This window comes from Deltaproteobacteria bacterium (assembly GCA_016874735.1).
GTDB lineage: Bacteria > Bdellovibrionota_B > Oligoflexia > Oligoflexales > CAIYRB01 > CAIYRB01.
The window spans coordinates 1-21,163 of record VGTI01000055.1 but is presented as its reverse complement, the minus strand read 5'-3'; the positions used below and the strand labels follow the sequence as shown (position 1 = coordinate 21,163).

The window sequence follows — 21,163 nt, the reverse complement described above, 5'->3', positions numbered from 1 at the left end:
AGAGCATAGGTAAAAAATGATCTCAGCTCCGAAACGCAGCAATCGGTCCTTGTGAGTGAGAATCAGCCGGTCCACGCGGCCACCGAGAATCAAGTGAATCAGTTTTTTGAGACCGCGCTTTTTGTAGGGATGACAGGCGAGCCTAGGCGACTGTTATGCGCGAGGTCACATCCGCGATAAGGCCCAAGCTGTCTTGGGGGACGCGTAGCGAGTAGCGACGATGTCCGCCTGGCGTCCGGTACGCCGCCGCGCTAGTGCCCTCTTGCTCCCACCGGCGCAGCGTTGATACTGATGTGCCAAGTTCCCGACTCTCTTGACCTATTGACAAATACATAGGCGATACCTCCCAGCGTCCTATCGGCATGGAGGGCGTAAGCTATTGAATGGGCACATTTAGGTAAGGATTTGGCTAGCTCTAGTCAGCCCCTAAGAGGCTGCCCGGCGTTAGGTCAAACCAAGAGAGTTCGTCATGATCCGAGATCTTTTGTACGAGACGGCGGAAATCTTCCGAGCTAGTCACCATTTCGACCCGATTGGATTTTGCAACGCCGGCCATAAAAGTACCTCAAGTCCAGCCATACTAGGTTTCGGTAATTTTCCGGGTAATCTTATTTACCTGGTCCACTTAATTGTTGGTGCATTCGTTCAAGCCACGGCATTTGCTCACCAAATGGTAGATTTTCCGTGAGACTTCCGGTAGGGATCTGCAAGGTTTGATGAACATTGCGAATCTCATCTGCCACCAACAATTAAGTGGACCAGTTTTAACTAGGTGAACCAGCCTATGCACCGGCACCCTATCCTATCCGACCTATCACGTTACCAAGAACTCTGGGCCAGCGTTGCTGCCGACGGTGGAGCGCCGTGCGATTCGGAGCGTGAGCGCCTTACGCTGGAGCGCATGTTTGGCTTTGTTCGTCGGTGCGCCGGGGCCTTTGAGAGAGACACTCTCGAGGGGCATCTCACCGGCTCGGCTTTGGTGGTGTCGCCAGATCTGAGCCATGTCCTCCTAACCTTGCACGGTAAGCTAGGGAAATGGCTGCAGCTTGGTGGCCATGCTGACGGTCACAACCTGCTGCACGAAGTCGCGATGCGTGAGGCCGAGGAGGAGTCGGGGCTGACCGGTCTCCGGTTCCTGCGGTACGAATCCGGAATCTTGCCTCCGGAGCTGACGACGGAAAGGCCTCTGCCCCTCGATCTCGATTGCCACGACATCCCTGAGCGACCAGGTGAGCCGCGGCACGTTCACTACGACGTGCGCTTCGTCATTATTGCGGATCGCAGCCAGCCCCTGGTGATATCAGAAGAGTCTAAGGATCTTAGCTGGTTTGCTATTGACGAGGCGAGGCGGGTTGCGCCGGAAGTCAGTACCCTGAGGCAGTTCGACAAGCTAGATTGGCTGCGCCAGAGGTTGACAGAGGGCAAGTGCACCTTAGGTTATTAAGTGATCTACGGTCCGATCAGGCCGTCCCTTGAAAACTCTTTGACGCGAGATGTAACCGTGTCTGATTACTATAAAACTTTAGGCCTCGCCAAAGGGGCCAGCAACGACGAGATCAAAAAGTCCTACCGCAAGCTAGCGCTACAATATCACCCCGACCGCAACAAGGGTGACAAGGCGGCTGAGGACAAATTTAAGGAGATCAGCGAGGCGTACGCCGTTCTGAGCGACGACGAAAAGCGCCGGCAGTACGATGCCTTCGGTGATTCGCGCTTCCATCAGCAGTATTCGCAGGAAGACATCTTTCGCAACACCGACTTCGGCTCGGTATTTCAGGACTTTGACATGGGCGGCCTAGACGGCATCTTCAGTCGTATCTTTGGTGGAGCGGCTGGCGGCGGGGGCGGTGGCTTCGGCGGCGGGCCATTTGCTGGTGCTGCCGGAGCGCGGGGTGGTCGCCGTGGCGCGGCGGCGCAGATGAAGGGCCAAGACGTCGAGTTTCCTCTGCAGATCGGTTTTGCCGAGGCCTTCAGTGGAGGCGAGAGGGCCGTGAATTTTCGCTTAGGCGATGGCACGGAGCGGGCGCTCAAGGTCCGGATTCCTAAGGGGGCCAAGGACGGTGGACGTCTTCGGGTTGCGGGCATGGGGGCGCCGTCCCCTTACGGAGGGCCCTCTGGCGACCTTTTTGTAATCCTGCAGGTGGCCCCACATCCGCATCTGACGCGCGATGGTGATGACATAGTTGTCCACGTACCGCTCAAGATTTCTGAGGCTCTCCTCGGCACGTCCCGTGAGGTCGAGACGTTGGACGGGGTCAAGAGAGTGAAGATCCCCGCGGGCGTCAAGCCTGGCACCAAAGTGCGGCTGCGGGGGCTTGGATTCCCGCATACCGGCAAGGAGACACGGGGTGACTTTCACGTCATCGTCGATTTCGAGGTGCCTTCTCATCTGACCCCTGCCCAGAAATCCGCTGTCGCGGCACTACAAGAAGTTGACCTATGACGAGGCGCGTTGCACCTTAGCAGGGATTCATCTTACTTGAGGTTGGGGGCGCGGCGTGGGACGGAAGTTTAGGCGGTGGCGGTCGTTAAGTAGCGAGAGGCCCACAAGTCTTAAAGATGTAGCCGGCATCCTCCTGGCCAATCGGCAGTTTACGCAGCTATCTCAATTAACTTACGGTGACTTTGGTCTTACCGCAGTCGTTGAGACGATGGTTAAGGCCATCAGCGACGGAAAGCGCATCGGACTCTACGCTGACTATGACGTCGATGGTACGATGAGCTGTGTCTCCTGGATCTGGTTTCTTGAGGCGATAGGCTACAATAACTTCGTCCACTATATTCCCTGTCGATTCAAAGAGGGATACGGTCTCAATCTCAAGGCCATCCAACACCTGATCGATGACGAACGAGCTGAGCTCATTATCACGATGGACACGGGAATAACGGCCAACCTTGAGGCTGCCTACTGCCGTGAGCGTGGCGTCGAGTTTATTTGCACGGATCACCACGTGATCCAGCCCGAGAAGATGCCTGACTGCATCATATTAAATCCTAAGATGCATCCGGACTCCATGTATAAGGAGCTGTGCGGTTGTGGCATCACCTTTGTGCTACTGCGCAAATTGGGCGAAAGGGTAGGGGCTCCGGCCTCAATATGGACCGACCTTTTGGCCCTGACCGGTATGGCGACGATTTGCGATGTGGTTCCCCTCAATGGTGTGAATCATCGGCTTGCCAAATTGGGCGTGGCTGCTCTGAGTCAGAGTCGTCGTCCGGTGATCAGAGAGCTGATGAGTGCCTGTCAGACGCTCAAGGACGTGGACGAAAAGGATGTCGGTTTCCGACTTGGTCCGCGCATCAATGCCGTTGGCCGTCTCGAGCATGCGGATTCGGTTATCAAAGCCTTCATCGGTGCCGATCCGAAGCCGCTCATCGAGCACATGGATACCTGCAACGAGCAGCGCAAAAAGATTCAGCGTTCGATCGTAGAGCAGGCGCGGCGCGAGGCCGCACGCTATGGCGACGCACCCGTGCTATTTCTTGGGGGTGATTGGCATCCCGGTGTGGTCGGGATTGCTGCCAGCAAGATTGCCGAGGAATTTTGGCGCCCAGTTTGGCTTTACCAGCGGCAGGCCGATGTCTGTAAAGGATCGGCGCGGTCCGTGCGTGGCTTCGATGTGACGGCGGCGATGTCACAGGTTGGATCGATGTTTACCAAGTTTGGTGGCCATGCGGCGGCTGGTGGCTTCACCTTCGCGACGGCTAAAGAGGACTATATCCGCGCGGCCCTCACCGATGTCGCTGCGGCTATGCGTGCCGAGAAACCTGAGATTTGGGAGAGCCAAATTGTATTCGACTGTGAGCTGCCGTCAGATCTCGCGACGCTGTCCTTGACCGAAGAGTTGGACGGCCTCAAACCCTTTGGTCACGGCTTTGAGGAACCACGCTTTGCCATTAAGGCAGAGATCACGGGTACGCGCTTCTATAACTGCAAGGAAACCGGCGAACCGCGCCATACCTGTGTGATGATTCGTGCGGGTGCGACTGCGCGTCCGCAAAAAGTGATGTTCTTCAACGAAGTCCACGAGGACTTAAAGGACGTCACCGAAGCGACCTTTGTCGTGTCGGCTGGCCGCAGCACCTTTGGGGGTGAGACCTCGTTGACGCTTTACGGCCACGACTTCGCCCTGGAGGCTACCGCTATCTAATTGAAGAGTGCTGGTGGGCGCGGTAAGATAATACGTACCGCTTCCGCCTCATCTTCCGTTTCCTTATCCGTAGTAAAAGTTCCAAAAAAATAATCAAAATTCTATTATTTGTCATTCTGCCATGTGGAGTCGCACGCTATGTCGGACCCCATTGCCTTTGCTAGTGCCACAGAATTACTCGCAATGATGGAACAAGGCGAGCTGTCTAGTAGGCAACTCCTTGAGATTTATATTGGGCGCGTCGAGGCCTTTAATCCCAAGATTAACGCCGTCGTTGCCCAAGATCTTGATGCTGCAAGGCAGCGGGCGGATGAGGCGGACGCGGCACGCGCGCGCGGCGAGCTCTGGGGCCCTCTTCACGGTCTGCCTATGACTATCAAAGATACCTATGAGGTTGCTGGAATGCCCTGTGTGGCTGGCGCCGTTAAGTATAAAAGTTACATGCCCGGCCGGCATGCGGCTCCCGTGCAGCGGCTGATCGATGCAGGCGCCATCATCTTTGGCAAAACAAACGTGCCTTATTTAGCTGGGAATCTTCAGTCCTATAATCGCGTCTACGGTACAACCAATAATCCGTGGGATTTGACGCGTGCTCCCGGGGGCTCGTCTGGAGGAGCTGCCGCCGCCGTGGCAGCTGGACTCACAGCTGCAGAACTCGGGAGTGACATCGGTGGTTCTATTCGTACACCGTCACACTACTGCGGGGTTTTCGGTCACAAGGCGACCCATGGTGCCATAGATATGACTGGTCATATTCCAGCGGAGCCGGGCACGGTGACCCAGTTTGATCTCCAGTCGGCGGGACCAATTGCGCGATCTCCGGAGGATTTGGAGCTACTGACACGCGTGCTAACGGGTATAGGTGGCTTGGTCCACGGCGCCACCGATTTGCGTTCGCGAAGGGCTAGGGGCGCAAAGGTCAAAGGTCTCAGAATTCTCGCTTGGCTGGACGACCCTCTTTGTCCCATCGAAGCACAACTCCTGCACTCCTATCGCAGCCTTTTGGCGCGACTCCAGTGCGAGGGTGCCGTGGTGACTGAGGGGGCGCCGTTTGGACTGTCGCTCGCGACGTATTTCCCGCTTTATCTCAATCTCCTTTCGAGTGTGCTTAGTGTGTCGCTACCTAAACATCTTCGTGTTTTAATGCGGCTATTGGCACCGCTATATAAAGTGGCGGGACCGGTAATTGGCCTGCCTCTTTATTTTGACCACTACTTGCGCGGCGGCGGGCAGTCCCATGTCAGTTGGCTCCGGCATCATGAACAAAGAGAAAAACTACGCCTAAGGCTACCCGATCTTTTTGCGCGGTTTGATCTCGTGCTGGCACCTGTCGTGCCCATGACTGCCATTAAACATCAGCAGCTCATGCCCCTGCCGCTGCGGCGTGTCCGCATCAATGGAGAGTCACGTCATTACACGGACCATTTGAAATGGGTGTCTTTCGCGACACTTCTTGGCCTCCCGGCAACATCGGCGCCAGTCGGTAGGGATGCAGCGGGACTGCCCTTTAATGTGCAAGTCATTGGCCCGCCTCATAAAGACATCGAAACCATCCGCTACGCCAGCTTGATCGCTGCAGTAGCTGATGGTTTCTCGGTGCCAACTTCTTGGCGCCAGAGCGCCTAGACTTGCAATCGAGTTTAGATGTACCGCTCTGCTGCGTGAGGAGTGCCCTCAACGCGGCCTGAGCCTGTGATCTCCATGAACTGGGCCTTGCGCTTTAAGTCGCGAATTTCAAGCGCACCGCAGTAGGTCATCCCGGAGCGAATGCCGCCGAGCAGGTCTGACACTATGGCTTTGGCGGGGCCCTTTGCGCGTACTTCGAGAGCAACGCCTTCGGCCGTCTTCCACTCCTGCATTTGTCCCATGAAGTCTTCTTGCGCCTCGCGCGAGGCCATGCCGCGAAATCTTTTGAAACGCTGGGTCTCCCCTGACGCTGATGTGCGCTCAAAAAATTCCCCCGGAGTTTCGTCAGTGCCCGAAAGCATACCGCCGAGCATGACCATATCAGCACCAGCAGCCAGAGCCTTGACGGCATCTGCGGGCTGGCGGATGCCTCCGTCGGCGATAATGTGGCGGTCGACTTTGCTGCACTCGACCACGGCTGTGAGCTGGGGCACGCCAAATCCAGTCTTGATCCGCGTCGTACAGACCGAGCCGCTACCGATCCCGACTTTGATGACGTCGGCACCTGCAGCTGCTAGATAATCAGCGCCAGCGTAGGTGGCGACGTTACCGGCGATGATCATAATATTTTGTTTGTAACTTTCGCGCAGGCGTCGAATGGCGCGATTTACCTCTTTAGAGTGGCCATGAGCAACGTCGACGCACACGATTTCGGCGCCGGCAGCAACCAGTGCTTCTGCTCTCGTTAGGCCGTCGTCACCGACACCAATAGAAAAGCCAACGTGTTTAGGGCTACCTGCAGCTTTAAACATCGCTACGTTGTCCTCTACTGACACGAACCGATGGAGCAAAGCCAGACCACCCTCAGCAGCGAAGAACTTGGCCATCTCGACGCCGGTGATGGTGTCCATGTTGGAGCTCGCCAGTGGGATAGCAAAAGTGCGGCCAGCGATCTTGACGCTGGTGCTCACTAAACCCCGAGATCTGATGCCGTTGTAGGCCGGGACTAGCAAGACATCGTCAAAAGTCAAACCACGCGTTAGTGAAAGCACCTCGTGTCTCCTCAAAATGGCGGTAAGTGCCAAAACACCTCGATCATCATCCTTTTGGGGGGATGACTCAAGGTGTTTTCCGGGGCGCACCGATGCGGCTTGCGAGGCCTAACTTTAAGTCTCTGTAATTTCAGTTGTCCTCGGGATCGAGAATCAGGGCGTGGCTGGACAGATTGCACTTGACGCACTGCAGAATGATCTCGATTTCGCCCTCATTATCGCTAAAACCGCTGCGGCTATCATTGAGGGTGAAGCGAGCCGGTTCGCTAGGCTTGATGCCGATATTGCCCCGGCTACCGACAAGTACCGGGTTATAGGTGCCCTGGACCATCACCAGAGACTGGCTTGGTGCTGAGCTCATCGCGCAGTTGCCACCGCATTCGTTGTTTAGGCCCTGTGGGCTTGAAAAAGCCGCAAACCTGCTGCTGCGCCACTTGCCATAAGCCGCCACGTGATAGGTCGCCGTGATGCCGTCGGGATTTCTGAAGATGACGCCCTCTTGGTCCGAAGCTTTGACGCGTAAGCGGTAGGTTTGACGTTTTTCGTCTTGCTCACGGCAATTCACACAACGCCAATATATCTGCTGCGCCCCAACGTTGTCACCGTAGTCGCCGAGGCCGTCGTTCATGACAAAGCTGATCGACTCGCCCGGTGCGATATCGACGCGACCCGACTGATCGGCACGGCGGTAGGATTGATCGGTACGCAGAAGCATCGCTCCCAATTTATCGGTGGGACTTAGTGAGTTGGAACTCAATTGTGCGGCGCTGCCGTCGGTGGGGACTCCGTCGATGCCAACGGGGATTTTTTTACCGTAATCCCACGTTTTACCTGTGCCAATAGCGTAGGCAATGGTCATCGTCTTGGTCGTGCTATTGACGATGGAATTTCCAATCTGGCTATCTGCATTGATTCCTAGCTCATTGATGTCGACAGCCAAGCGGTTAACGTCTTGGAGACTGCCGTTTAGCTGGGCAAACTGCGAGGTGCACGCTCCGAAGTCGGCTGCACCCGCTCCTGTCAGCTGGTAGCTGAAACAAGCTTTGGCAAGTTGCTTGATACGCTCAGCGTTACTCTTAACGGCGCCAGCTAGTTGCTGGTCGAGTTCGACATTTTTATCCTTGGCCAGGTTGACGGCCGCTTCGAGGCTTAGGGAATCTTGGCGCATTTTCTCGAGCTCGGAGCGTATCGCGATAATCTCGTTACTGAGAGTGGGGAGTCCCTTCACACCGAGATTTTTAAGCGGTGCCGTGACGTAGTTGAGCACGGTCGGCTGGCTTTCAACCTGTTTTGGAAATTCTGTACTCGCGTAGTTCATGAGGTCATCGATGCGCTGGCGGCAGGCATTAAATTCCTCGACGCTGGTCATGGAACAGCTGCGGACGGCGAGTAGGGACTGATTCGGTGTACCTCCAAGCTGATTGACGTTGACGGTTAAGGTCCCGTCCATGCCTTTTTGTTCGAGTTTACGTGTGATGTCCTTCGATACTTCGGGCCATGGTCCGGTGAGCTTCAGTTGACTCTGCCATTTCAGACGACTTTCCTCGTTGGCAAAATCGAGATTGAGCGTGATGGTCAAAAGGCCGCCACGGTTGATTTGCATCACATACTCATCACCACAGGTCTGCATCATGGACTCGGTCGACAGTGCTTTAGCTGCATCCGTTAGGTTGATGCTGCGCAGTTGTTCGCTTCCGGTGTCGATCCGGACTGCATAGACAAGATTTGCGGCGCTCTTATTGCGGTTGATCGAACGGTAAAATCCGGCTCCGGTGCCAACGTCCATAAATGCGACCTTGGCCGTGCCCTTAACCTCGCCCGAAAGCTCTTTCATGATGTTTTCGGTGCTGACATTTTGACCCAGATTGATCGATCCGGCGTTGGTACCTACCTTGGCGGTTTGTCCGCTGACGCAACTGCTGGCTTGTCGCAGTTCTTGGACTAGAGAGTCATAGCCCTGTCCGAGAATAGGCTCGACATCGCCTGCGGTAAACGGCACCACATCTTTGCCTCGTGACGCGTTGGTCGAACGGCAGCTTGCATTGATTAGGGGGAGCAGGACACCGATGACGTAGAGTGGACGCGCTGAAAACACGTGGTAGATCCTCCAACTTAAGTATTGCCAGGGGTCACAGTGCTACATTTAATTGATATTAAACTTTGCTTTTAATTGATCCGCTTTAGCATCGGTCAAGACACTGTCGAGGACTCCTTGGATACTGCGGATCATGGCTAGGCGCAGCAGCTCGTTGGTCTCTGAACTTGGCACCAGGTCGCTGAGGTCGTCCTTGATGCTCGGCGTGCGTAGCTCATCGTTATTTGTGACCTTGCACTTCGCCATATCTTCGCCACAAAGCCCTCGCACCGCGTTGTAGCCAATGGTGACCACGGCGATTGATGATTGAATGGGATTCTCGAGGCTACGCACGGCCGTCAGCGCGCCCCTGGCCTGATCGAGAAATGACTTCAACCGGTCGTCGGCGCCGGCCTCGGTCTGCGTGATTTTATCGAGATTTTCGAGGATAGCCCCCGGGTCAATGGCCCACGTAACGTCTTTTTCCAGGCGCGCCTTCAGGCGTATTGGATTGACGCCTAGTCCTTCGGCCATAGTCCATCCCGCGTGATCCTTACGGACGTCTTCGCCGCTATAGAGGAAAGCGCTGCGGTAATCGGTGACGGCATCGATGCTCGTTAGGTTGAGACCAATACCGCGGACTTGTGCTCCCTTGGTATTGGCGTTGATGTCAAATTTCGTCAGACGGACGCTGACGGCAATTTCATTTGGCGCTAACTTGAGATTTTCCGCGGCGACTTCCTCGCCCATAAAAAGGAAAACACACCGCATCTTTTTGATCTTTTGCGCGAGACTGTTGCGCAGTGGCCGAATGGCAGAGTTTAAGTGTTTTTGCCGGTAATCGGTCCACGCGGTCTGGCAGGATTCTTCGAGTTTGGCGCGGAAACTGCGGGATTCAGCCCCCACGGCAAGAGTCGCTAGTCCCAGGTCTTGGATCAGGTCCTCGCGGGGGATCCGCATCAGCAGGGTAAAGCAGCTACCTGCTTCCATGCCTTTGCAAAAGTTGCGGTCGTACTGGACTAAGTCTTTGTCCTTGCTCGCCTCGGGCATGGTGACCGGAGGGAGGTTGGTGTCCCAATCAAATTTGGGGTCAGAATTAGACCGGCTGGCACGGCAGCTACTCGCTGCTGCAGCTACGAACGTAAGCGCCAGTGCGAGACATCTACTATGCGATCCAGATACGGCGGTTACACGCATAAAGACCTCAGTGCGGCTAAATTGATAAATATATTCTGATTAGAAGGCTTTTTAACATAGTAGCACAACCCATGAAAACTGCCACCGCAGCGATGGCGCCGGTGGCAGTGGGTTGCGTCGTGTTGGGTAATTAGAAGACCTTCACACACTGCAGTTCGATGGCATCAATCCAGTGCCCAGCCCGGAAGCGGATACCCTTAGCTGCGGTGCCGTCAGTGCAACGATATTCGAGAGCTTGGCCTTTTTCGTCCGGTGAGAATACGGCCACCTGCTGACCCTGTGTGTTACCGGATTGAATTTCGTCCTTGCTGGCACAGATGAGGCTTAGTGAGCCGACGGCCGTTGTTCTTTTGTAACTTTCTCTAGTCCCCCTCACTCCCGTGACTAATTTGCCACTGGGGCAACGGACGTCGAATGCAGTGGATTGATTGCGGCCAAGCTGTGGATGCTTCTCTCCATCGCTGCACACGGCGCCGGCGCGGTCGAGGATCCAGCCGCTTTCGCCGTGCAGGCCTGTTAGGTAGTCTCGACATGTTTGTGTCACTTCGCCGCCGCCTTGGCCACCGATCGCGCCGGCATTCTGCAAATCACCTGCTGGCGTGGTGTATTCCGGATCGTAAGCGCTATGGTCGAGGCCGAGCTCTTCCACGGGTTGGCAAGCACCATCACCATCGACACAGGTCTTGAGGTTCGATGCCAGCAGTCGGTAGTTTTTATCCATTTTGTTCAGGACATCCTGAAGCTCCCTACGACGGCTATCGGTGCCGTAGCCGTTGGGAGTGGAGATCAGATCTTTAACTTGCTGGCGCTTCGCAGTAGTTTCGTCTAGGGCAGCTGCCGTGGCTTTTTTGTTAGCCCGAATGGTGGCGTCGCCAAGCTCCGTGAGATTCGGGAGTCCTGGGTAGGCCTCCGTTAGGAATGAGTAAACATAAGGGTCTTTGTTCACAGACTCAGGGAATACGTTAATAGCGTAATTGAATAGATTAATAATTATTTTCTTGCACTCAGCGCTATTCTTAAGGTCGCAAATCATAACGTCTTCCCCTTTGGGGAATGACTTCTGAAGATCCCTGGCATCGCCGCCCTGTTGATTGAGGGTGATCTTGAGGGTTGTTTTTTCACTGGCTTGGTCTAGTGCCTTCGTGATCTCGGTGTTGGACTCTACACCCCATTTAATAGCTTTCGCACCCACAGAAAATGCTGAGGTGAAACTTTCTTTACTTTGTTTGTCGTTAAACATGAACGTGACGCCTGCAAGCAAGCGCCCGCCTTCGGTCGTCTGGCTGACGTAGCGGTCACCACATATTTTACGAAATTCCTGGGGGGTATCCGTAGCCTTTTTGTCGTCTTTAACTTTAACACCCAGGGCCTGATAGGAGTTTGTAGTCACGCTGAAGTCGAGCAGATAGGTTGCCGAGTATGCGGTTTCTTTTAGTGACGATGCGAAATTAGCCGAGGCTTTGCCTGTCGCGATAGCGTAGGAAAGCGAAAGCGATGAGTTAAAGCCAAGGCTCGACATTTTACTGTCGAGCGACTCTACGCGCTCAAAAGTCAGATTGGTACCCGAGCCACCAAGCTTGGTACCCTGAGGTTCGTTGTCGTACGTAATACACAAATCTTTGTTGCGCATCATCTCAGTGTCGTAACCGATACCAAGTCGCACCGGTACATCTGCAGATTGACTTTTGGCCGCACTGTTACCAGGCTTTTTGGGTACACAGGCTGCCACTCCGATGGCAATACTCAATAACAACGAATTTTTGAGCATAGATGACTCCTTGAACAGATCGTGTAGCGATACCTGCATGAACCGGGCCAAGATGAGAATGGACACCAAACAGAGAACCTGGTAACCAAAAAGCAAAAGTTTAGAGACGAATCGAGTTATCAAAACAGTGAGATCAAGCAAGCGGCCGTGAAGGTCGACATGTCGCATCCGGCTACCGCAACCGGGTCATCGGGCGATCGGTGTCTCGGCTTTAGACAGGAGGTGTAAAAAAAATTGGCGTAGGGCTTGAGGAAGCTGTCGGTAGGTCTAAGTTGGTCTGTATAGGGTGGGTAAAAAATGCATCCGAAACAAACTTATAAACACCTGATAAGATTAGATAAAAAGCGTCATCTGTAATTATCCTAAAGTCTTTCGCGCCGGTGCCGACAAGTCACTAGGAGGCCCAAGAGCTAACCATAATCAGGCGACGCCTGATGGACCGAGAGTGTTATGCGAACTTTGGTGCTAAACGCAGGATTTGAGCCCATGCAGCTAATCAGCTGGCAGCGGGCTCTTTGTTTAGTTGTGGCTAAGAAGGCCGAAATCGTGGCGCGCTATGACAAGGTGGTGAGGTCGGTGTCGACGAGCATGCCGCTGCCAAGTGTGGTGCGTCTGGTGCGCTATGTCAGTGCCGTGAGCTATTTCGGCCGGGTGCGGTGTACGCGCAAAAATATACTACTCAGGGATCACCATCAGTGCCAATATTGTGGGCTTAAGTGCCGCGGCTCGCAAATATCAGTGGATCACATCATACCGAAATCTCGGGGGGGCAGAACCACTTGGGACAACGTGGTGGCGGCCTGTCATGACTGCAATCGCCGCAAAGGCTCGCTGACCTTGGCAGATGCTGGTATGGTGCTACGCAAGGTGCCCAAGCGTCCCTCCTGGCGCGAGCTCATCGCTTGCCTAAGTCAGGATTCGGGGGTGGAGTGGGCGACCTATCTGCTATCAGCCATGTAGCTACCTAGGACGACCAGTGAGCCAAGTTGAATGCCTGCGCGTGGTGAGCACTTCACCGGCGCCCACAGCAGTGAGTGAACTCGTTACCCTGCACCCCCTGACCCTACCAGCTGAGGGCGGAGGGGCTCTTGCCATCTGTGCCGCGGAGCTGGCGCATGTCCCGGTATCCGACGCGGACCCTATCAGGCACCTGTGTGCAGAATTGATGGCGGAGAGGCATACGATTGGCTACGGCTTAAGGCCGTCGGTGCGGGCAGTGTTCTTCGACATGGATGCCACGGTCATCCGCGAGGAATCGCTAGTTGCGCTTGCCGCATTTGCTGGGGTTGAGAAAGAGGTTCATGAGATCACCGAGCGCGCCATGGCCGGAAGTCTCGACTTCGCCACAGCCTTGCGTGAGCGCGTGGTGCTACTTAAGGGCCTAGATGCCGCGGCGCTATCAGTTCTGGCCGGGCGTCTAACCTTGATGCCGGGTATCAAGACGCTGGTCGCTGGGTGCCGGGCCGCCGGGATCCCCTGTTTTATGGTTTCAGGTGGGTTTGTGGAGCTAGCAGGCCCTATAGCCAATCAAGTTGGATTTGATGGGTTTCATGCCAATCGGTTCGCAGTGCACGGCGGCTGCTTAACGGGTGCCTTGGATGGACCCATCGTTGATGCCCGTGGCAAGCGGGATTTTGTCGCTGCGACTTGCCGCCGTCTCGGCGTGAATCTCGCGGATGTCGCTGCAGTGGGTGACGGCGCCAACGATTTGCAGATGCTCAATTTAGTAGGGATGCCTGTGGGCCATCAGCCCAAGGACGTTTTGTTGCCTCATTTACATTTTGCCAACTGGCTGGGTGATCACAGGCTGCTGTTGCCGCTCTTTGGGTTGGTTGGTTTTTAAAATAAAAAAATGCCGCAATGCAATATCTCTCGTGAGATGGCGACGGTGCGCGGCGGGAGTCGGTAGGCCAAGACCTCGGTCCGGCTTCGATCCGGCTTCAGCCCGACTTCAGTCATGCGGCCCTACTGCCGATGAGACGGTTGAGTGAGGGAGTCGATGAGCCTGTTGCACCCAACGGAACACCACCTACAAAAATCCAACGTCAGCTGGCGGTGGTTTGCATTGGCCTCGCTGGTGTGGCTCGGTGTCGTGATTGGGATGCAAGAGTCAGCGGTTGGTGGTTACTTTGAGTCCCGACTAGCGCGGCCCTTCGATTTCCGTGTGAGGCATATGCTCGGTAAATCGGTGCAAATAACCGATCGCCTCAAAGTGTATGCAGTCGACGACTCCACTGTAGGGCAGGTTGGTGCGACTATGCTTACGCTCGATAAATGGGCGGAAGTTTTAAACTTAATCGTAGGTAATCGTCCAGCGGCTGTATTTATTGACCAGATGTTCACCTTGGCCGTCGATCAGAGTGGCAAGTTTCGCGCTGCTCTCGACCATGCCCGCGCTAGCGGCGTGGACGTGGGCGTAGGTGCGTTCTTCACACCTTTCCCGATTAAATACCGCGAGAAGCTGGAGTACGACCGGAGCGAGTATTCGTTGGCAAAAATGCTGGGACAAGAGGCGGGGAGTGTAGTCAGTGACGACCTGCTGCCGTCGTTGGCAGATCGGCGCAGCTGGTTCGGCTTCGGCCCAGCTAACGTGCTGCGACCGTCGCTTAGTTACATTGGGCACTTGATTTATACCGACGATGGTTTAGTGGCGCCGCTTGTGCGCCTAAGCCAAGATGCTGCGTTAGGGCATATGTCTATTTATGCTGCCAAGGAGCGCAAGATTGTCGACGGCCGATTCTACCTCAACAATCATTTGGTACCTCTCAATGGTGAGGGGCAAGTGGTCGTCAATTTACCGCATCCGCTGCAAATTGCCTCCAAGACAAAGTCCATGCTAGGTCTAGTGAACCTTGCAGAAGAGGGGCGTCCCTCGTCGATCATTCAGCCCGGTGATGTAGTGATCCTACTGCCGCTCATGTTTACCGGAAACGTTGATTTTCATGAGACACCTTTTGGAAACTTGCCAGGGGGCTACCTACAAGTAGCTATGTTTAACAGTGTACTCACCGGCGCATGGTTGAAACCGCTGATGGGAGGTGTCGCTCTTACTATGATCTTCACTTTGATTGGCGGTTTGTTGGGTATGTACCTGTTCGCCACACCATTCTGGATGGTGTTCATAATCTTCTTTAGTGCCATCGTTGCGGTCAGCCAGTATCTCTTTTCTGCTCACAACATTGTCGTCCCGTGGATTTTTCCGCTACTCGGGTTTGTCGGTAACGCGATTACTATTTTTGCGGAAAAAACGCGTATTTTTGAACGACGTACCGAAGGTCTACGGCGTGCTCTCGAGGGCGCCGTGGCGCCAGGTGAACTGCAAAATCTGCTAAAGACACCGGATGCTATTTCGTTCGAGGCGCGGGAGCGTGTCGTGACGCTTATGTTTATCGATGTCGTTGGTTTTTCGCGCCTGGCCGAGAATATGATGCCACGGATCGCGTTTGAGCAGTTGAAGCTGATGCTATCGGCATTAGGGCAGGCCGTGCATGAGTTTGGCGGAGTGATCGATAAGACCTTGGGCGACGGATTGCTGTGTTATTTTGGTTACCGGTTCGACGCCGATGTCAGCTCGCCAGACCATGCGGAAAAGGCCTTGCGCTGTGCCATGAAGATCCAGGCCGATAACGTAAAGCATAATATCGATGCTGCCAACGCTGGCGATCCAGTTTATCCCCTGCGTATCGGCATCAATACAGCATCGTGCTACCTAGGTGACCTTGGGTCACAAAATCGCATCGACTTCACGGTGGTTGGTAACGGTGTTAACTTCGCCAAACGTCTTGAAGGTGCGTGCGAGATGCACTCGGTGCTGGTTGGGGCTACTACGTATGATCTGGTCAAAAACGGCCCATTTCCAGCTGCCGCTGTAAGCAAACGGCAAATTCGCATCAAACATCACTCGGAGCTGGTAGAGGCCTACGAATACGATCCACTTTATGACAAGCCTGATTTGCGCCGCGTAGCGATCGAGGGCTTTCGCAAATCCGCCAACATCAACCGTAACGACAGACGCTGGCCGGTCAACGATCCCGATCGTATCACCGTTAGCTGCGACTTTGGATCAGCCGAGCTCATCAACTTCTCCTATACGGGCTTCAGCATTAAGCTTAAAAAATTATTGGTTCGAGGCACACGCATGGCAATCAGCCTCGATAGTCCAACTGGGAAGCTGCAAGATCTCTTGGCCAAAGAGGGGATGCGCCTTCTCCACGGGGAGGTGCGGTGGGGGTATGCCGAGGGTACCGACTTTGTGCATGGCGTATTTATCTCAAATCTGAGCACGAGGCAGAGTGAGATGCTCGTGCAATATCTTTGTGAGTTTGCTTTTAGTTGGGATCAGGAGCGGGATAAGGGAGACCACAAAGCCTCATGAAGATGCGTCGTCCCAATTTGCTTAGCTTAACGGTGGGGGGCATCCTGCGACGGGTCGCCCTCCGTAGTGCGCTTTTGCTGTCTGTCGCGGCCAGCATGACCGGTTGTGTGAGCCTCTATACAGATGATGACGCCGAAGATTTAAGCGACGATGACCTAAAATTAAAGCCAAGCTGGCATGACTTCTTGGGCTACGTAAGTCCCGATAAGCCGCTCTACAATGCGCTAGTCAACGGACCTGCCAAAAGGTCGGTGCCAGCGCCGCTGGAAACCCCGGAACTTTACGAGGGCGGTGTTTTTGGCTATGTAGGCTCGGCCAAGGCCTTTGTGGCGCGTCGTCGTACCATCCCTGATTATAAGAGACTGTACTGGGTGATGGTGAAAGTGCTATCTGAGAAGTATTCGTGTTTTATGACGGCAAAGCAGAATCGGGGCGATGAAACATGGGTCCAATGCCGCGACGGGCGCCAGGTGGTTTTTTGGCGCGATCAAAGCAGTAGGTGGATTCAGTTCCAAGCGCGGCAATACGATCAGCAGGGATATGAGATCGCGGTGCGTAAGCATCAGATTGTGCGGATCGGTAACCTTGCCAGTGCCATTGGCCCGATCGAGGGACAGAAGGCAAATTGATGGATCACTCATCTTGGCTAGTGCCGGCAGGCGGGCTAGTCTTATTCGCGATGCGGCTACTGCCGTGGCGTCAGCTATTTCGTGCAAAAGTAACCCCGCCAGAGCCTAGTGTCTGGCCGCGCGTTACAGTGATCGTGCCAGCGAGAAACGAAGAGGCGCATTTACCGCGTCTGCTCAGCTCGCTGGCGGTGCTGGACTACCCTGATTACGAAGTGATCGTCATTGATGACCGCTCGACGGACGGGACTGCCGCTATTGCGGCGACCTTTGACCGTGTCAAAGTGGTGGCGGGTGTGGACCGGCCAGAGCACCGCCGGTGGGGCGGTAAGCAGTGGGCCTGCCACCAGGGGGCGGCGGTAGCCACTGGAGACATATTGCTCTTCACCGATGCTGATACGGAGCACTATCCGGACAGTGTGAGGCGTGCGGTTGCGCAATTACTAAGTAGCGGTGCTGGGCTGCTGTCTGCCCTGCCGTATCACGCCAACCCAAGCCTTTGGGAGCAACTCCTGGGCCCCTTTCAGCTACTGATCATTGCGTTGACGGCGCCATTTGCGCCGCCGCGTCCAAGGCGTCTCTTTGTCATTGGTCAATATCTGATGTTTAGGCGTGAGGCTTACCTGGCCATAGGTGGTCACGAAGCTGTCGCCGGTGATTTCGCCGAGGATCTACCGCTAGCGAACTTAATGGTTGCAAGTGGTCATCTTATTCATGTTTACCGTGGGCCAAATCTATTTAGCGTGCGCATGTATGCCAGTATCACAGAATTCGTCCGCGGGTGGCGGCGTAATTTTCGCTCCGGATTTATCTATGCATCGCCTCTCGCTGGTCTTTGGGCAACATGGATGATCATTGGGATTACTGGCGGCATGAGGGCTGACCTCGGTGGCTTAGTAGTGATGGGACTGGGTGGTCTCTTTATCGCCTGGAGGCAGCGCGCGTTGGGGCGGTTTCGTCTGATCGGAGCGTGGCTATGGCCTCTATCGATCGGTCTATTCACCTGGGCGACGCTACTCGCTATAAGCGACCTCGTGCTTAGGCGCGATATGGTGTGGAAGGGGCGGGCTTATGGGGCTGGGGGGCGTTGAGGGAGGTCACTACCACGACGCAGCACGGTAGGACGATAACTGTACGGGCTATGTTTTTCCGCGCCGTTTGCAGAGTTGATGGCTGGCCACCCAAGACGGCTAATTTCGGGCCAAGATTTGGCGTGCCTATGCCGCCGTTGCCGCAATTCCGAGTTTCAGTATTTGATGATATATTTGACCGCTTATTTGTCGAGGATTCTTCGGATGAAGTGCGATTTATCCTAGTCGGATTGAGTTTGCATTCTGGTGTCTTAGTGGTTGTCAACTGCCATCGCGACGAAGACTCAGTCATCCGCATTATTTCCGCTCGGAAAGCCACCAACCGTGAAGGGAATTTCTATTTGCTCGATTGTGTGAAGCATAACAGAAAAATTTCATTGGAGTGGGTAGCGTAAACTGACTTAAGTAGCGAATCAATTCAGCGATATCATCTGAATATAGTAGCGTTGTAGCGAGGCGATCGAACGGATGGTAGATTCCTAGGCCTTGACTGACTGGTAGCGAGGCTATGCAGCCCGCGACAAATTAACTGAAGCAGGCTTAAGTTGCCCGTCATAGGCACAGTAAAAATGCGCGAGCATTTGAGATTCGCGGGTAAACCTATGTCCGTTACTATTTGATGCGAGGCCGATAGATGGTTTGCATCGATTGCGGTAGACTGGCGCGCGCGATTGCCGACGTGGGCTGGAAGGTCCGTCGCACCTGGGAACCTGGTCGAGGTAGCCAAGCACGGAAGCAGGAATCTAATGCAGTAATAAATGACTATATTTAGAGGAACGGCACGTCTGTCTCTGACAACCACTGGCACTGGTTGGGGCGGTGGAACATGAGGGTTAAAGCCGAGGTTGGCGCTTTATGACTCATTGCAGCTTACCTTGGACAGCCGTCTTAAACTTCGATAAGACCTGCCACCTTTGCTGGGGGTCGCCATGTTTTGGTGCCTCGGTTAAATTGTGCTTGCCGGAACTACTATGTCAATAAGGTACACGCACCTTCCGTGCACCATCCAATTGGTCATCGGCACGAAATCTGGCGGCCGATTGCCAGGGCGAGAAACACTGACAAATCCTATTAGTAAGTAAACTTTACCTGACCAGCAGCGCCGCCGGCACCATCACAAACGCAATTGGGACCGCCGCCATCACCGCCGCCACCGGGCGATGAGGTTCCGCTTCCGCTTAAGCCACCGGTACCGCTGCCCCCACCGATTATACCCTCAGCCCCTGGCTGATTTACAGACCCTCCCGAGGCGCTGCCGCCATGGCCTCCGACTTCGTACGGATCATCCTGACCGCCAGTGCCTCCGCCCGCATACATGGTGTCACAGGAGCTTGCGCCGCCGGAGGTGTTGTTACCAGTACCGCGGCCATTGACACCACCACCACCGACCGTAAAACCGATAACTTGCCCCGGAGTCACGTTCAGGACCTTGCGAGCATAACCGCCCCCCCCACCACCGGCGGCGCCTATAGCGTATTTCGCTGATCCGCCGGCACCGCCACCGCCCCAAACTTCGGCGGTTACCGACGTGATGCAGGTAGGTACCGTAAACGAGCCACTTGAACTGTACGCAAGAGATCCATGCACAGCAACACAGGGCGTGGTTGCATTGGCGACGTTACTTAATGTGCTCGAACCGGCGCCGTTGTACGCATAAACACGATAATAATAGGTAGTAGACGACGTGAGACCAGTGTGGGAATAGGAAACTGTATTTGCAGCGGTCGTCGTGATTGTGGCCCATCCTGTCGCACCGTTGGGGCTGCCGTCAATCTTGAAACCACTCTCGTTGGACGAGTTGTCGGTCCAGCTTAGATTGATCTGACTACCGGAAATGGCAGTAGCACTCAAACTGCTCGGAGCGGTTGGTATCTGCGTTTTAAAAAACGTGCTTACATTAAATCCGAATTGTGCGAGTGCCAACTGCCCGCTCAATGCTATACCGACCAGCATCAAATATGAGCCACTGCGCAACATCGAAGCCCCCTGCTATTGGCCAAACTAGAAAAGCACGATCCGGCAAAAGAACTATCTGGCAACACTTGTTTAAATCATATCATTCAGGACGTTACTGGAAACCTTGGACCCAAGACACATACACGATTGAGCCGGCCTTGATCATGGCGGCCACGGTATGCTGACCAGCTGTTACAGTGACGGGGCATGCAGGCGAACATCTAAAAGTTAGTCCGGTACTAGAAAAAGTGTAGCTGCCACCCGTCGCATTATTTAAGGCCAGAGTATACGCACCACCGTCTATCATCGAATTAGCAACGAAGGTGATCGTGCCGGCAGCTGCGCTAGTCGCCTGAATGTTTCCCGCATTCCAATCGATTGTGGCACTGCTACCGCTCACAAAGGTACCTACAGCTTGCCCGCCGGACACGGATAGCTTGGCGCCGGGCGATGCCGTTCCGATCCCGACGTTACCGGTTCCGGTAACGACCACCTTGGAACTTCCGTTAATCGATGCATTCATGAGGTAGGTTGTGTTAGAGCCAAAACCTGATGCATCCTTTTGCATGAAGTACACACCAGAATTAGTATATCCGGCATCGTTTCCTCCGATAAAGCCTGCGGACGTATTTGCGAGGCCGTTGAAGTTTTTTACCACTTCCAGCTGACTAGCAGGCGCCGTCGTCCCTATCCCGACGTTACCAGCATTGTAGTAGCCGGCGGTGCCGTTTTGCAGCCATTGGGCAGCGGGACCTTTAGCGAAGTTAAAAGCCTGTCCGTTTGCATACAATGTAGACACCGCGACGTTACAATTGTGGCTAGTATAGCCACCCACGGCATTAAAAGTACCGTCAGAATTGAAAATCACATACTCGGAAGTAGAAGATAAAGATCGGTAATAATAAGCGTTCGCAAATGGAGATTCCTGAATGTATAAAGTGCGCCATCCCCAAGCGGGGTTTGTAACGTTGCACCTTATGGCATCAGGAAAACCCAGTACCATCGAATTGTTCGTTCCAGCGGCAATCGCGGCCGAAGTCTGTGTCGTGCCATCGGGAAAGACGATGCCGCCAATTGTGGATTGGATCTTGCCAGCCACGGTGAGCAAATTGGTTGGAGATGTCGTCCCAATCCCGTCTGTAGGAAAGCAAGTGAAAAAACAATACGCATCCTTGCCGCTCAATTTTTTGCTAGCAGCCAACGCCACGAGTTATCACGAGCATCACTCTAGGGATTTTTCTCTGCTT

General features: G+C 54.5%; 16 protein-coding genes and 1 pseudogene. 10 read left to right on the top strand and 7 right to left on the bottom strand.

The window, feature by feature from the left end:
- Positions 1–142 precede the first annotated feature (142 nt).
- The gene (locus FJ146_16205) at positions 143–364 is read right to left on the bottom strand and encodes a MerR family DNA-binding transcriptional regulator (protein MBM4253511.1); all 222 of its coding nucleotides are present in this window, start codon (positions 362–364) and stop codon (positions 143–145) included.
- Positions 365–784: 420 nt separating this feature from the next.
- Between FJ146_16205 and FJ146_16200 the strand changes: the two are divergent.
- The 4 genes and pseudogenes from FJ146_16200 (at position 785) to FJ146_16185 (ending at position 5,777) form a co-directional block, all read left to right on the top strand.
- Positions 785–1,369, top strand: a pseudogene (locus tag FJ146_16200) (hypothetical protein).
- 114 nt (positions 1,370–1,483) lie between these two features.
- Positions 1,484–2,443 (top strand): J domain-containing protein, encoded by a 960-nt coding sequence (locus tag FJ146_16195; GenBank protein MBM4253510.1) that lies wholly within the window; start codon positions 1,484–1,486, stop codon positions 2,441–2,443.
- A gap of 55 nt (positions 2,444–2,498) precedes the next feature.
- Positions 2,499–4,151, top strand: coding sequence for a hypothetical protein (locus FJ146_16190; GenBank protein MBM4253509.1), 1,653 nt, complete (start codon positions 2,499–2,501; stop codon positions 4,149–4,151).
- 138 nt (positions 4,152–4,289) lie between these two features.
- On the top strand, positions 4,290–5,777 hold the full coding sequence (locus FJ146_16185) for an amidase (protein MBM4253508.1): 1,488 nt from the start codon (positions 4,290–4,292) through the stop codon (positions 5,775–5,777).
- Positions 5,778–5,791: 14 nt separating this feature from the next.
- Here FJ146_16185 and FJ146_16180 read toward each other — a convergent pair whose 3' ends face one another.
- From FJ146_16180 to FJ146_16165, 4 genes are all read right to left on the bottom strand, one after another.
- Positions 5,792–6,829, bottom strand: a complete 1,038-nt coding sequence (locus FJ146_16180) for a guanosine monophosphate reductase (protein MBM4253507.1) — start codon at positions 6,827–6,829, stop codon at positions 5,792–5,794.
- Between the two features lie 130 nt (positions 6,830–6,959).
- Complete coding sequence (locus FJ146_16175) at positions 6,960–8,924, bottom strand: hypothetical protein (GenBank protein ID MBM4253506.1); 1,965 nt, start codon at positions 8,922–8,924, stop codon at positions 6,960–6,962.
- Positions 8,925–8,972: 48 nt separating this feature from the next.
- Complete coding sequence (locus FJ146_16170) at positions 8,973–10,100, bottom strand: hypothetical protein (GenBank protein MBM4253505.1); 1,128 nt, start codon at positions 10,098–10,100, stop codon at positions 8,973–8,975.
- 130 nt (positions 10,101–10,230) lie between these two features.
- Positions 10,231–11,868, bottom strand: a complete 1,638-nt coding sequence (locus tag FJ146_16165; protein MBM4253504.1) for a hypothetical protein — start codon at positions 11,866–11,868, stop codon at positions 10,231–10,233.
- 450 nt (positions 11,869–12,318) lie between these two features.
- Between FJ146_16165 and FJ146_16160 the strand changes: the two genes are divergently transcribed.
- The 6 genes from FJ146_16160 to FJ146_16135 all read left to right on the top strand — a co-directional run bounded on the left by FJ146_16160 (position 12,319) and on the right by FJ146_16135 (position 18,355).
- Positions 12,319–12,828, top strand: a complete 510-nt coding sequence (locus tag FJ146_16160) for an HNH endonuclease (protein ID MBM4253503.1) — start codon at positions 12,319–12,321, stop codon at positions 12,826–12,828.
- A 16-nt stretch (positions 12,829–12,844) separates the two neighbouring features.
- Entirely contained in the window at positions 12,845–13,711 is an 867-nt protein-coding gene (gene serB / locus FJ146_16155; GenBank protein MBM4253502.1) for a phosphoserine phosphatase SerB, read from the top strand.
- A 156-nt stretch (positions 13,712–13,867) separates the two neighbouring features.
- Positions 13,868–16,243 (top strand): CHASE2 domain-containing protein, encoded by a 2,376-nt coding sequence (locus FJ146_16150; GenBank protein MBM4253501.1) that lies wholly within the window; start codon positions 13,868–13,870, stop codon positions 16,241–16,243.
- A complete protein-coding gene (locus FJ146_16145) occupies positions 16,240–16,872 on the top strand; it encodes a hypothetical protein (protein ID MBM4253500.1) in 633 nt (210 codons plus the stop codon). Before FJ146_16150 ends, FJ146_16145 begins: the two co-directional genes overlap by 4 nt.
- Entirely contained in the window at positions 16,872–17,960 is a 1,089-nt protein-coding gene (locus FJ146_16140) for a glycosyltransferase (protein MBM4253499.1), read from the top strand. The genes FJ146_16145 and FJ146_16140 overlap by 1 nt, the downstream gene beginning before the upstream one ends.
- 128 nt (positions 17,961–18,088) lie before the next feature.
- Entirely contained in the window at positions 18,089–18,355 is a 267-nt protein-coding gene (locus FJ146_16135) for a BrnT family toxin (protein MBM4253498.1), read from the top strand.
- A 676-nt stretch (positions 18,356–19,031) separates the two neighbouring features.
- On the opposite strand, the gene FJ146_16130 is transcribed toward FJ146_16135, so the two are convergent.
- On the bottom strand, positions 19,032–19,937 hold the full coding sequence (locus FJ146_16130) for a fibronectin type III domain-containing protein (protein MBM4253497.1): 906 nt from the start codon (positions 19,935–19,937) through the stop codon (positions 19,032–19,034).
- A gap of 91 nt (positions 19,938–20,028) precedes the next feature.
- Positions 20,029–21,123: a hypothetical protein gene (locus FJ146_16125; protein MBM4253496.1), complete on the bottom strand. Its 1,095-nt coding sequence runs from the start codon at positions 21,121–21,123 to the stop codon at positions 20,029–20,031.
- Positions 21,124–21,163: the final 40 nt, after the last annotated feature.

Coding starts and splice junctions, on each gene's coding strand:
- FJ146_16205 (MBM4253511.1), bottom strand. CDS start 364: ATGCCGATAGGACGCTGGGAGGTATCGCCTATGTATTTGTCAATAGGT.
- FJ146_16160 (MBM4253503.1), top strand. CDS start 12,319: ATGCGAACTTTGGTGCTAAACGCAGGATTTGAGCCCATGCAGCTAATC.
- FJ146_16140 (MBM4253499.1), top strand. CDS start 16,872: ATGGATCACTCATCTTGGCTAGTGCCGGCAGGCGGGCTAGTCTTATTC.
- FJ146_16150 (MBM4253501.1), top strand. CDS start 13,868: ATGAGCCTGTTGCACCCAACGGAACACCACCTACAAAAATCCAACGTC.
- FJ146_16135 (MBM4253498.1), top strand. CDS start 18,089: ATGCCGCCGTTGCCGCAATTCCGAGTTTCAGTATTTGATGATATATTT.
- FJ146_16165 (MBM4253504.1), bottom strand. CDS start 11,868: ATGCTCAAAAATTCGTTGTTATTGAGTATTGCCATCGGAGTGGCAGCC.
- FJ146_16145 (MBM4253500.1), top strand. CDS start 16,240: ATGAAGATGCGTCGTCCCAATTTGCTTAGCTTAACGGTGGGGGGCATC.
- FJ146_16130 (MBM4253497.1), bottom strand. CDS start 19,937: ATGTTGCGCAGTGGCTCATATTTGATGCTGGTCGGTATAGCATTGAGC.
- FJ146_16185 (MBM4253508.1), top strand. CDS start 4,290: ATGTCGGACCCCATTGCCTTTGCTAGTGCCACAGAATTACTCGCAATG.
- FJ146_16170 (MBM4253505.1), bottom strand. CDS start 10,100: ATGCGTGTAACCGCCGTATCTGGATCGCATAGTAGATGTCTCGCACTG.